The following is a 13,160-nucleotide window of genomic DNA, read 5'->3' on the forward strand; positions in this document are numbered from 1 at the left end:
CTCTATTTACAAGGCTTTAAAGGGGTTTTCATCAACACGTTTTGTCCTATAACTCTTCATGTATGTCTTCTGTCTCGCCCGGCCAAGGGAATCCCCACTAGCGACTCCTGTCCGGCAACCGTCTGATCAGGTCTCTTCCGTGCTCTTTGAGCCAGGCCCGGCTCTTGCGATAGTCCGGGCAGTAGTCCTCCACAATCTTCCAGAAGGCCTGGGAGTGATTCATCTCAAAGCGATGGGCCAGCTCGTGCACCACCACATAGTCCTGCACCCGATCCGGGCAGAGCATGAGCAGGCAGTTGAAATTGAGATTGCCCTTGGAGGAACAGGAGCCCCAGCGACTTCTCTGCCGCCGGATCGCAATGCGATGGTAATCCGTTCCCATCATCTCGGCATAGGAGGCAGCCTTCTTTCGGAGCAGCTTTTGCGCTTTTCCGGTCAGGTCCTTGAGCTCCTCCTCACTGTAGGAAGCAGCAAGCCCCAGTGCCCGGCACTTCTCCTCGAATTGCATCCGGTCCTGTCTGGCCTGCCCGGACTTCCTCTCAATCCAATCCTCATGCTCTCTGACAAAGCGCAGGATTCCCCGATCGGGGATCTCCATGGGCGCCCGCACCAGGATATCTCCGTTCTCACGGACCTCGATCGCAAGGCTCTTGCGATGAGTTCGAATGACATCCACCGGCCTTGCGCTTTGCTTTCTCTTATTCCACCACATGCTCCGCATCCAAAGACATCAAGCCAAGAGCCACCATCAGAAGCAGGCAGCAAATCCATATGGACTTTACGCCCAGGAGGAGGGAACAGTTCCCTCCGACTCCGGCCCCCAATCCAAAAATAAGGATCACCGCGAAATAATAAGAGGCCTGTTCCAGCTGCTGGGTCTTCCTGTCGTGCAGGTAGGCCGAGACGGCTGTAATTCCCGACCTCAGATTGCCGATGCACATGGTTGAGGCATAGGCATGCCCGGCCACCTTGCGAAAGGACTGCACCTGCATGGCACAGGAGAAGCTGACAAACGAGCTGGCCAACATGTTGACCGGGCCTTCCGGCATGAAACCGACTGCGAATAGGATTCCGATTTCAAGGAGCAGAATTGCCTGCCTCCAGTGAATCTTTCTCGCGTACTTATAGCGGTGCTGCACCTGGTCGGCCAGGAAGACCCCCAGGGCAAATGCCAGGATCGGGAACAGATAGCTGATCGCCCGGGCCAAATCTCCCCGCATCAGATGCGAGAACATAAGAACGATGTTGCCGGTCTCCGCATTGGAGAAGACGTGATCCCTGAGCATGTAGGTGTAGGCGTCCTGAAATCCTCCGGAGAAGGCTAGAAAAGCTGCCAGAATAAATGCCTCTGACATCTGTTCTCTCCTCGTCAGCCGTCTCTTGATTTGATTCCTGCGACCGCTCTTTGACATCTCTCACCCTTCCACGATAAGGAATCTGCCGTCTCCGACCGCGAAGACCTCCGGAATATCCTCCAGATCCTTAAGCTGCGGATCGCTGACATCCATATTGTCAGCCAGATACGCAAGGGCCTCCTGTTTGGACGCGGCCACTAGCGCACAGACCTCCTCCAGGAATTCATCCGCTTCTTCAAGATTCTCCGCAACCGGCTCCGGAAAGAGCTGCAGCTGATTGGCAAGAAAGGCTTCCAGAACCTCGTCATCGTAAGCATTCATACTCATTACTTCTTCCTTGTTAAAACCGCTCACGCATACCATGCTTCGCTTGTATTTCCTAATATTATAGGGCATCTTCTCCTGTCAGCGCAATTCAATGGGTCCGCTTTTACACCGCTTTTACATTTGATCCGGCATCTGCTATTGTATATCTAACTTATAGATCGACTCACTCAAACAAATCTCTTCTCTCATACTCAGGCGCTTATATGCGCCCTCACTTATCAGGGGGCTTACCCTATGTCCTTTTCTCTCTCAAGAATTCCGCAATCCAGTGGCTTTGCTATTCAAGAGCAGATTGCAAGCCTGATCGAATCCTGCGACAGCGACTACCGGGCCAAACTATCTGCTCTCCTCCCCTCCGTCCATCCTCCTGCCGAGGGATCCCGGGAAGTGATCCTCCTATGGATCTGCCTGGCCCAATCTCTTCTGCTTCTATCCTGCCGGGCGGCCAGAAGGGGCGGCCTGCCTGAGGAGACCGTCCTCGCCCTCGCGAACCGCTACCAAGAGGCCTTTGCAGACGCCGGAGATATCCGCAGGCTCGATGAGGTCTTCGACCAAATGCTGGATGATTTCATCCGCAGGCTCCGGCAGTGCCGTCAGGCTTGTGTCCTGTCCCCTCCCGTCCGCTTCTGCATGGATTATATCCGGCTCCACTACGACCGAAACATCAGCGCCGCCGTCCTCGCGGGCAAGATGGGCTATACCGCCTCCTATCTGTCCTCCAAATTCCGGGAAGAAGTCGGTCTGACTCTGTCAGCTTATATCCTCAGGGTGCGAATGGAACACGCCATACACCTGATCCTTCAATCGGACCTCAGTATTACAGCTATCTGCCGGGCGGTCGGCTACCGGTCCCGGTCCTTTTTCAACGCTCAGTTCCGAAGCTACACCGGCATGACTCCGTCTGCCCTTCGAAGAAGCGGTCATCTTCCGGCTGCAGAGGCTTGCTGCCCCTTCATCGAACTTCAACCAGGTCCTCTAGCATGAAGGAGTACATGACCGTCTGACCCCTGACCAGGGGCCGCCGGTCCGTGGACATAGCCCTGCGAATCGCCTCCTCATAGAGCAGGAGCTGAGCCTTATACCGATCCAACAATTCCTGCTTGCTCTTCACCCGGTCTGTCTTATAATCGACCAGCACGATCTTCCCGTCCTCGATGAAGAAGAGATCAATGATTCCCTGCACCAGAACCAGGTCCTCCTGCGGATCACTCCCGGGAGCATCCTCTCCCTCTTCTCCCTGTCTATCATCTCCCAGGATTTCAGCCATCTCCGATGGCCTAAAGCCCATGGTAAAGGGCTGCTCCCGGTACAATTTGCCTGCGAGAGCCGCCCTGTGAATACGGGCCGCCATCCGACTCTCCAGGAAATTCTGAATCCGATCCGGCAGGATCCGGTCGGCCTCCTCTTCCCTCAGCCTGCCATCGGACCGCATCTGTATGATTTGTTCTCGCAAAGAGTGGGCGTAGTCTTCTCTCGTAAAGTCATAGCACTCCATCAGACGGTGCATCGCCGTTCCCCGCAAGGCCCCGGAGCCGGCTGCCCCGCCTGCCTTCTCCTGCTTGGCCTTGCTCTTGTCATTTCGCATGAAGTCCGGGACCGATCTTTCCTTTGGATCCGGGCAAAAGACCTCCTGGGCCTGCTCATCCCCCAGAGTCCTTTGCATGGAGGCATGCTTGATCTCAGAGACAGAATACTTGCTCTTGTAATTCAGATTTTCCTCATAGGGATAGCGATAGGCAAAGATCTGATGCAGCGACTGTCGCAGGCTGTCATCGGACTCCATGATCGGTTCGCAGGCAGACAGGCTCAGGTCCGGCTCTCCTGCCGTGGGATGCTCCTCCTTCTCCGCCGCATAGAAGTAAATCTGATCTCTGTAAGTCCCTCCATAAGAGGCCAGGGCCGGAAGAATCCAGTCCAGGTACATCTTTGCCCCAAGCCGCTTCTGGTAGGGCAGGACATAGCTATCTTCCCTGCACTCTTTCCAGGCTTCCGGCTTCAGCCATTCCTGCAGGCCTTTGCCACTTGCGCTCAGAATCAACTTCTCCTTGGCCCTGGTCAAGGCGACATAGAGGACCCGCATCTCCTCCGCCAGGGAATTCTCAATGATTCGATCGCTCACCGCCCGGTGCAAGAGGTTGTCTGCCTCTGTCCTCCTGATGGGATCCCTGGTCCGAAGAGAGATGCCAAGATCTGCGTCGATCAGCATATCCCCTCTGCTGTCTTTCATATTGAACTTATGTCCCAGGCCGGAGACGAAGACAACCGGGTACTGGAGTCCCTTGCTCTTGTGAATGCTGCTGATCCGGACGGCGTCATCCTCCTCCCCGATCAGCTCGGCCGCCGACAGGTCGACATCATAGGTCCTGAGCTTCTGAATGTAGTTCATGAAACGATAGAGACCCCGATAAGAAGACCGCTCGAATTTAATGGCCTCATCGACCAGTTTGAGCAGGTTGGCTCGCCGGATCCGGCCCGCCGGCAGGCCGGTCACATAGTTCAAATAGGCGGTTTCCTCCAGAAGCTCCTCAATCAGCCGGTGAATGGGCGTATAGGGAAGACGGGTCCGCACTGCGTTCAGACGTGTGTCGAAATCAATGGCCTTTTGTATCAGGGACCTGTCTGCAGTCAGCCGCTTGCGAAGGCGAAGGACCTCCCCTGTTTCGCTCGGCATCCCCGGCTCTTCCGGTCTTCCCCGGCTGTAGTCAAGCATGGCCTGAAACGACTCCCAGAGAGACGCATTGCGGCAGATGTCCGGCTCCCCGACCCCTGACCCTCGGAGCAGAATTCTGGGGAAGGCGGACCGAATCAGATAGAGGTCATCCTCCGTAAAGGGGTCTCCGAAGACATGAGACAACATAACGGCGGCCAGACACTTGTCATCCTGACGATTGTTCAAAAGGGAGAGAAGGGCCAGAAAACGTGAGACCTCCACCGTATCGAAGTATCCCTTATTGGAAGTCATATGGGCCGGAATCCCCATTTTCATGAGCTGGTCCACATAGGCCTGTCCGCAGGAGCCGGGGCTTCGCAGCAGGATCACAATATCCTGGTAGCGCAGCTTGCGAAGCGGAGATGTCTCCTCTCCCTTATGATCCTCCTTGACCACCCTCTGCTCTCGCATCAGCCTGAGGATCCGCTCTCCAACCATCCTGGCCTCAAGCTCATCCTTGTCTTCAAGACCGGCGGCCTCCGCCGTCTCCTCCTCCCGGTCACAGAGCAGAATTTCCACCCGGTAGGGATCTTCCCCCGCCGGCTCCGCAGCAGTCCGGTCTCCCGCATCAGCAGCCGGATATGCCGCTCCCGGATAGAGGGCAACATCCTCATGGTAGGCCACGCCTCCCAGGTCCTCCTGCATCACGCGATAGAAGAAGTCATTGACGAAGTCTAAGATCTCTTTTCTGCTCCTGAAATTCCTGGACAGGTCGATTCTCTGCCTCTTAACCCGGTCTGTACTATCTTCCGGGACTTTCTCATAGGACTTGAGCTTGCTGTTAAAGAGGTCCGGCTTAGCCTGGCGAAAGGAGTAGATGCTCTGTTTGATATCTCCTACCATGAAGGTCTTATGCTCACCCAGGTCTCTCCCGGCGACCGCGGAGAGAATTGCCTCCTGGAGCTCATTGGAATCCTGATACTCATCAATCATCACTTCCGCATACTGCCGGCAGAGTTCCTCCGCCGTCTCCGTCATCGGATGCGACGGATCGGCAGGATCTCGCAGGATTCTAAGGGCATAGTGCTCCAGGTCCGCAAAATCCACCACATTCTTCTCTCTCTTACGCGCCTCGAAGGAGGACGCATACTCCCGGCTCAAGTCCAGCAAGCTGCTGAGATAGGGGGCCATGCGGGAGATTTTCTCCCCCTCCGCCGCCGGGTCTCTGCCGTACTCCTCCCGCAGCTTGTCCATGACCTTCTTGGACTGGTCCCTAAGTTCCTTGGCCCTCTCTTTGAGTTCCTCGTCCACGCCCTTTCTCTTGCTCGGAAGCCGCTCCCACGCAATCCCGGACAGGACGTCCGCAATCTGACCCAAGTCCTTTGCCTGACCTATGCTCTTGCAGTAAGTCAGGTCTGTCGCAAGCACGTCCTGGTAGGAGGGGCCCCCGGGGAGCCGGCTCAGCCGCATGGCCTCATTCAGAAGCTCTTCACATGCCGCCGCCTGCTTCTTGATTCTCTCGGCAATCCCTTGGATCCAGGGCATTTTCATCATGTCCTCAGGGCTCTTGATCCGATAGAGGTCATAAGACCGGTCCATCCAGTCCATGGGCCAGGGATCTGCGCTGGCAGCCGTGTAAATGTCCCGGATCATATCTGTAATCCGGTCATCCTTGCCCCGCCTGGAATAGAGGTCGACCAGGTCTAAGAAGGCCTGATCTTCGGCCTCGTAATGGTCATCCATGAGCTGATCCATAACCTCCTGGGCGATCAGCCGGACCTCCCCCTCTTCTGCAATCCGAAAGTCCGGCTCCAGATCGATCTCATTGTAGTGATTGCGGACGAGATTGGCGCAGAAGGCGTCAATCGTCATAATCTTGGCAGAGTGAACCAGGGTCAGCTGTCGCTCCAAATGAGAGAGCAGGACTCTCTGCTCGGCCGTCGGATTGACTATGGTCCTGGCCGCCAGGACCTCTGCGTCAATGGCCCTCCGAATCTTCTCCTTCATCTCATGGGCTGCTGCCCTGGTGAAGGTGACGACCAGAAGCCGGTCCACATCCATGGGTTGATCCCGGTCTGTCAACATGCGAATGATGCGCTCGACAAGGACCGCTGTCTTGCCGCTTCCTGCGGCAGCAGAGACCAGAAGATCTCTGTCCCTGCTTCGGATCACCTGACGCTGCTCCGGCGTCCACTTTTCCTCGGACATCTATGACTCCTTCTCCTGCATCTTGTCCTGCATCTCGTCCTGCATCTCGTCCTGCATCTCGTCCTGCGCCTTGTCCTCCATCTTCTCCCGGATCAGGTCCAGAACCTGGCTGCTCTTGTAATTGATCATCCGGTGAAAGTGCATCCCCCTCAGGCCGTTCTCAAAGCCGCAGATCGGTCGAAATCCGCAGTACTGACAGCCATTCTCTCCCCCGAGCTGGTAGGGATCTTTTTCTATCCTGCCTCCCAGGATATGACGGCCTGTCTCTTCTATTTTGCCATGGACATAATCCCCGAGAAGCCGCAGATCTTCTTCTGTCAGAGCGTCTCGGCTTGCCGCCAGGCTTCCGTCCTTCTTGCGCTTGGCGCTGATGACCCGAGAGGCCTCCGAATTCGGTTCGGCCAGACTCCGATCCAGGGCATTGACCACCAGATCCTCGCAGTTATAGAGGCCTCTTAGCTGATGGGCGGCGAGCTGTTCCTCCCGGATTTCCTCCTCTCCTGCCCCCTCCTTACTCTTGATCCAGGGCTCATCCACATGAAAGTAGAAGAGGCCGGCCGGATGTACCTTTCTTCCATCCCTGCCCAGCTTCTCAAGAGCCGCTGTCATATAGAGAATCAGCTGAATCTGCAAGCCATGATAGAGGCGGGTCAGGTCTATCTCCCTGCTGCCCGACTTATAATCCGTCAACTTGACATAGACTCCCCCGTCTGTCCGCAGGCAGTCCACCCGGTCAATCTTGCCGCGAAGCTGCATCCGGTCTCCCTCTCTCAGCCGGAAATTCATGGAGGCCAGCCGATCCTTGGGGCCGAAGGCCATCTCAAAATCCTCCGGCACAAAGTCTCCCCGGGCCGCCTGCTGGCGAAGGGCCCAGATTGTCCGCCTTAAGACGGTCTTCATCCGCAAGATCACATGTTCCTGTCGCCGTCTCTCCAGAAAATCAGCCCTCTCCATCTCTTCTAAGGCCCTGTCGAAAGCCCTCTCCAAGACCGCATCCGAGTCCCGGTCCGAGATCTCCTGCCAGGACAGGCCCTCTTCCTTCAAGTCCTTTGAATAGAGTTCCAGTGTCCGATGATAGAAGTTTCCCATATCCAGGTCATCCATGTCCGGCTCCTCCTGATCCTGCAGAAGGAGTCCGTAACGCAGGTAGTACGCGTAGGCGCACCGGACATACTGCTCCAGCCGACTGACAGATCCGCAGATCAGATCTCCGGTCACAGCGCGCACAATTTCTTGAGACAGTCTGACTTGACCCGGCTGGCCGAAAACCGTCTCGAAGATCATCCGGGCCCGGCCGGCAAAGGTCTCATCCTCTGCCAGTTCCCGGTAGACCGCACAGGCCAGCTGCCGCTCCCGGTCAGAGGAGGTCTGCTCGCGCATCCCGCGCAAGGCGTCCGGCAGGTAGTCAAGGGCCAGGGGAGCTGTCGCAAGCCTCTGCCGGTCCTCCCGCTCCTCCAGATTCTCAACCCTGAGGCCCGGGAAGAGTTTCCGAATCAGGCTGATCAGGTAAGACTCCCGCAGGGCGCTGCCGTCCCTGCTCAGGCGAGCATAGGTGATCACCAGCTGGTCTGAGGGCTTGGTCAGAGCCAGATAGAGATAGAACCTCTGCATGAAAGCCCTCTCCCGATCTCCGGGCGCGAGCTCAATCTGCCTGGCCCTGAGCTTCTCCCGGTCTGCCTGTGAGAAGAGGCCGCCCCCTTCTGCCGCCTTTGGAACAGCGGCGTCTGAGACCCCCAGGACATACAGAGTCTTGATGTTCTCCAGGCGGGTCCGCTCCAGATCACCGACAACAACCGCATCCAGACTGGGCGGAACCGTGGGAACAGAGATGGAGGCAAATCCGGCCTCCAGAAGCTGCGCGAAGTCGGCAAGAGGCATCTTCTCCTCCCCCAGGAGGTCAGACATCTTCTCTAAGACCCCCATGGCAAGCCCAAAGACGCGTCTGTGAACACTGGCTGCGATTTCGTCCCCGGCTGCTTGACAGGCATCGGCCTTCGCCTCCAGCCGGTCCTCCACCCTGTGGCCTTCCAGATAGCGATAGAGGGCGATGGCCCGATCCCGGCTGCTAGCCTCTTTGGAGCACATCTGCTCCCGAAAATCGGCCAGATCAGAGACGATCTCTCTTCGCAGTTCCTCCAGCCGAAGCGCCCGGTCTCTGCTCAGCTTTCCGGCCATGCCCCCGAAAGGACGGCGGTAGCGCGCAAATCCGCGGATCTGTCTCGCGTGAATATAGCGCTCCAAGAGATCCACATCCTCTCCCGCCATATCTGACAGACCGCTTCGCAGCTGGTGAACCAGACTCTCCTCACTGAAATCCTCAATCAGAACCGCAAGCGAGGACAGGATGAACTCAAAGAGGGGATGAAAGAGGACCTCCTGGTTCTGATCCAGATAATAGGGCAGATCCATCTTCTGAAAGGTCAGAGCGACATAGTCGGCGTAGTCAGGCAGATTGGCGCACACAATGGCGAAGTCCCGATACTGCCCCTTCTCCTGACGGATCTTCTTCTTGATCTCCTCCCCGGCAAATGCCAGCTCATCCCGGAAATTGGCCGCCCTTCCCAGCCGGATCTGGGACTGCACATATCCGGTTCTATCTTCTCCTTTGACCTCTTCTCCTTTGGCCTCTTCCTCTTTGGCCTCTTCCTCTTTGGCCATATAGGCCTTGCTCTTTGGGCGAAAGAGATTGGCCTCCAGGTGGGCCAGCATGGGAGATCCGGCAAAACGGTGCTCCTCCCTGCAATAGACCGGCTCCTCGATCCGGCAGTCTGCTTCCCGGGACAGGCGCAGGAGGTCCTCCCCCATCGCCTTGGTCATGGCGAAGAGCTCATAGTCCAAGTGCCTGCCGCTGATCCTTTCTCCGGGGTCCATGGTCATCGTCACCAAGATCGAAGAGGCCAGCCTCATCATCTTGGCCAGGACCTGTTTCTGAATGGGGGTAAACCCCGTGAACCCGTCGAAAGCGATCACCGCGTCCCGGATCATGGAGGACCGATCCATGACTTGAACCAGACGGTCCAAGACCTCCTCCGCCGTGATATAGCGGCCCTCGATCTCCTGCCGGAATGCCCGGTAGATCACCGAGAGGTCCCGGGCCTTCCTCTGAAAGGCCCTGCTCATCTCCGGCAGTTCAGCCAGGTCTGCAAATTCCTCCGGTCCGATCCGATACTGCTCCATCTCGGTCAGAAGAGACTTGATCTCATCGATCGAGCCGGGCCGGCGGACATTGCCCCTTAAGACAGTCAGCTCGTCCTCATGTTCCTGGGCCACCCTGCGCAGAAGGAGGTTCTTTCCCGCATCCTCAAGCACGTCATTGAGTCTGGTCCCTGTCTCCTCGAAGATCCGATAGGCCAGCCGGTTGAAGGAGAGCACATCCACATTCATGATGGCCTTCTTGGGGGATCTCTTGACCAGTTCCCTCTGCGCTGCCATGGTGAACTGCTCCGGCACGAGAAGAAGGAAGCGACGCCCTGGCTCCTCTGCCGCTAGACCTAAAATCTGATGGAACAAATATGTGGATTTCCCGCTTCCGGAGCCGCCGATGATCATGCGAAGTGCCATTGACTCAGTCCTCCTTGACCAGGTCTGTCAGTCGCTGCGACGCCTGCGGAAGGACCTTGTTGGCGTCGATGAAGTCATAGGGTGTCATCTGATAGACATAGTAATTGAGCCAGTTGCTGTAGAGGGCATTGGCATGGCTTCTCCACTGCAAGAGGGGCCGTCTCGAGGGATCGTTGTCCGGATAGTAGTTGACCGGCATCTCCGGCTGCAGGCCGTTTCTTATATCCCGCTTGTATTCCCGGTCCAGGGTCATACGGTCATATTCCAGATGGCCGAAGTCGAAGATCTGCTTACCGGCCTTGGTCATGCACAGAAGGATTCCAGCCTCCTTGGAATCGGACACGACAACCAGGTCCCGGCAGGCGCGTATTTCATCCGAATGACATTCCGTCCAGCGGGATACCGGAGCCATAAAGAGGTCGTCAAAACCTCTGACCAGGGGGACCTTGCGGTTTTCCACATGCTGCGGATAAACTCCTGACAGCTTCCTGTTAAGCTCGTACTTCTTGATTCCGTAGTGATAATAGACTCCCGCCTGCGCGCCCCAGCATACATGCAGGGTGGATGTCACATGAGTCTTGGTCCACTCCATGATGGAGCATAGCTCCTCCCAGTAGTCCACCTCCTCGAAGTCCTTCATCTCCACAGGCGCGCCGGTGATGAGAAAACCGTCGAAATTCTGGTCCCTGATATCGTCAAAGTGCAGATAGAAATTGTTCAGGTGGGACTTGGATACGTGGCTTGCCCTATGGCTTGCCGTTGTAAGAAAGGCCACATTCACCTGCAGGGGGGTATTGGACATACTGCGCAGGATGTCCAGTTCTGTGTCCTCTTTGAGGGGCATCAGATTCAAGATGCAGATCTCAATCGGTCGAATATCCTGGTGCAGGGCCCGATCCTCATCGACTACGAAGATATTTTCACGCTCCAGCTTCCTCTTAGCCGGAAGATCATTCTGTGTGCGAATTGGCATGGATCTATCCTTTCTGGAACTCATGTGTTCGCCCGGTCCAAAACCGGGAGCCTAGTTCTCCCCAATGAGGGCGAGCAGACCCGCCTCGTCGATGACAGGGATTCCAAGGCTCTTTGCCTTGTCCAGCTTAGATCCAGCCGCCTCTCCGGCTACAAGATAACTGGTCTTGCCGGAGACGGATGTTCTGCATTCGCCTCCGTTCTTCTCAATCAGGGCCTTGGCCTCAGACCGGCTCAGGTTGGGAAGGGTCCCCGTGACAACAAAGGCCAGGCCCGCAAGGGCATCGGTCTTGTCCTCCCGGGGCATGACCATGTTAAGACCCAGGGAGGAGAACTCCTCCATCATCTTCCTCTTATCTTCATGCGAGAAGAAGCGTACGATCTCAGCCGCCGTTGCCTCTCCGATGTCCGGAATCTTCTGCAGGTCCTCATAGCTTGCCCCCATGAGGTCCATCAGGTCCGGATAGGAAGCCATGAGGGCGGCGGCTGTCGACGTCCCGACATTTCTTATCCCAAGTCCTGCCAGCAGGCAGACCGGGCTCCTGGACTTGGACTCCTCAATGGCGGCGAGAATCTTGTCCGTGTTCTTCTCCTTGCCGAGGATCCCCCGGCAGATCAGCTCGTCCCTGTGGTCTCTCAGCCGGTAGATATCCAGGTAAGAAGTCAGATAGGCCCTCTTTTTCCCCTCCATCTTCTCCCTGCAGAGAGCATCAACCAAAGTCTGCCCCAGTCCCGCGATATCCATGCAGGATCTGCCTGCGAAGTAGGCGATGGTGCGGGAGAGCTGGGCCGGGCAGGATGGATTGACGCAGCGGATATCCGCCGTATTCTCCTCTTGCTCCAGTTCCTCCCCGCAGACCGGACACCGGTCGGGTGCCTGAAAGACATCCTGCGGCTCTTTCACACAGCCATTCAGCTTGGGAATGATCTCCCCGGACTTAAAGAGTCGATAGTGGCCCCCGATCCCGATTTTCATCTGACAGATATAATCCTGATTGTGCAGGGTTGCTCTGGAGACGGACGTCCCGCAGAGCTGAGCCGGTCCTCCCGTCTCTACATCGTGAAACTGACCCGTGAAGGTCAGCTTACCGGTTCTTCCCACATCGACCAGAATCCGGTCCATCTCGACCACCCGCTCTTCGGGTGGGTACTTATAGGCGATATGGCCGGCAGAGTACTTGGCCCCGGCGGGGAAATCCGCCCGGTAGGCGATCTGGTCGATCTTGACCACGGCCCCATCGATGTCGTAGGCCAGCTGTCCCCGCATCCGGCCGATCTCCTTGATGGCCCCGATCACTTCCTCGGCATTAACCGCCCTCTTATGGTAAGTCACGGGAACTCCCATCCGGGCCAGCCGGTCCAGGTTGTCCAACTGACTTGACATGAAGTCAGGCTCTCCCGCCTGGACATTGAAGATAAAGAGGGCCAGGCCGCGCTCCGCCGTGATCCCGGCATTCAGCTGTTTTAAGGTGCCTGCCGCCAGATTCCTCGGATTGGCCGCCGGGGGCTTCTCCTGCCTCTCCTGTTTGGCGTTGTAGGCCTCGAACCGGTCCCGGGTCATATAGACCTCCCCCCGCAATTCCAGATAGGGATCCGCAATGGGAAGCCTTTGAGGGACCTGGGGAATGGCCCGGGCATTTTGCGTGACATCATCTCCGGTCCGGCCGTCGCCGCGGGTCTCCGCCAGGATTAGCCTGCCGTCCCGATAGCGAAGGGTCATCGAAAGACCGTCGATCTTCTGCTCTACAGAGAAGATCGCATCCGGATGCAGGTCCTGCACCCGATGAACCCAGTCGACAACCGACGGATAGTCAAATACATCTTCAATCGAGAGCATGGGCACATTGTGCTTGACCTTAAGGCCGGCCTCCCGCCTGGCGCTCCCGCCGATCTTCTGACTGGGGGAATCCGCCCTCACCCAGTCGGGATGGTCTGCTTCTGCGGCCTTGAGTTCCTGCATCAGCCTGTCATATTCATAATCGGAGATCTCCGGCTGGTCCTGATTATAGTAGAGATCCATATGGTGGTTGATCTCGTCGATCAATGCCCGGTATTTCTCAAAGGTCATAGGTCCGTCTCTCCTTGCT

General features: G+C 56.9%; 8 protein-coding genes. 1 reads left to right on the forward strand and 7 read right to left on the reverse strand.

Annotated features, from left to right (window positions below):
- Positions 1 to 97: 97 nt before the first annotated feature.
- The 3 genes from ACO5R6_RS01180 to ACO5R6_RS01190 are packed head-to-tail and all read right to left on the reverse strand — an operon-like array spanning position 98 to position 1,682.
- Positions 98 to 712 (reverse strand): M48 family metallopeptidase, encoded by a 615-nt coding sequence (locus tag ACO5R6_RS01180; RefSeq protein WP_485625350.1) that lies wholly within the window; start codon positions 710 to 712, stop codon positions 98 to 100.
- Positions 699 to 1,355 (reverse strand): YoaK family protein, encoded by a 657-nt coding sequence (locus ACO5R6_RS01185; protein ID WP_485625351.1) that lies wholly within the window; start codon positions 1,353 to 1,355, stop codon positions 699 to 701. The genes ACO5R6_RS01180 and ACO5R6_RS01185 overlap by 14 nt, the downstream gene beginning before the upstream one ends.
- Before the next feature lie 60 nt (positions 1,356 to 1,415).
- Positions 1,416 to 1,682, reverse strand: coding sequence for a glyoxalase (locus tag ACO5R6_RS01190; protein WP_485625352.1), 267 nt, complete (start codon positions 1,680 to 1,682; stop codon positions 1,416 to 1,418).
- Between the two features lie 234 nt (positions 1,683 to 1,916).
- On the opposite strand from ACO5R6_RS01190, the gene ACO5R6_RS01195 reads away from it, so the two are divergent.
- A complete protein-coding gene (locus ACO5R6_RS01195; protein ID WP_485625353.1) occupies positions 1,917 to 2,666 on the forward strand; it encodes a helix-turn-helix transcriptional regulator in 750 nt (249 codons plus the stop codon).
- On the opposite strand, the gene ACO5R6_RS01200 is transcribed toward ACO5R6_RS01195, so the two are convergent.
- From ACO5R6_RS01200 to ligA, 4 genes are read right to left on the reverse strand one after another with little or no spacing between them, the layout of a single operon-like run.
- Complete coding sequence (locus tag ACO5R6_RS01200; protein WP_485625354.1) at positions 2,635 to 6,540, reverse strand: UvrD-helicase domain-containing protein; 3,906 nt, start codon at positions 6,538 to 6,540, stop codon at positions 2,635 to 2,637. The genes ACO5R6_RS01195 and ACO5R6_RS01200 overlap by 32 nt on opposite strands.
- The gene (locus ACO5R6_RS01205; RefSeq protein ID WP_485625355.1) at positions 6,541 to 10,101 is read right to left on the reverse strand and encodes a PD-(D/E)XK nuclease family protein; all 3,561 of its coding nucleotides are present in this window, start codon (positions 10,099 to 10,101) and stop codon (positions 6,541 to 6,543) included.
- Between the two features lie 4 nt (positions 10,102 to 10,105).
- Entirely contained in the window at positions 10,106 to 11,074 is a 969-nt protein-coding gene (locus tag ACO5R6_RS01210; RefSeq protein ID WP_485625356.1) for a homoserine O-succinyltransferase, read from the reverse strand.
- A gap of 51 nt (positions 11,075 to 11,125) precedes the next feature.
- A complete protein-coding gene (ligA, locus tag ACO5R6_RS01215; protein WP_485625357.1) occupies positions 11,126 to 13,141 on the reverse strand; it encodes an NAD-dependent DNA ligase LigA in 2,016 nt (671 codons plus the stop codon).
- Between the last annotated feature and the right edge of the window lie 19 nt (positions 13,142 to 13,160).

The organism is Shuttleworthella sp. (assembly GCF_057251025.1).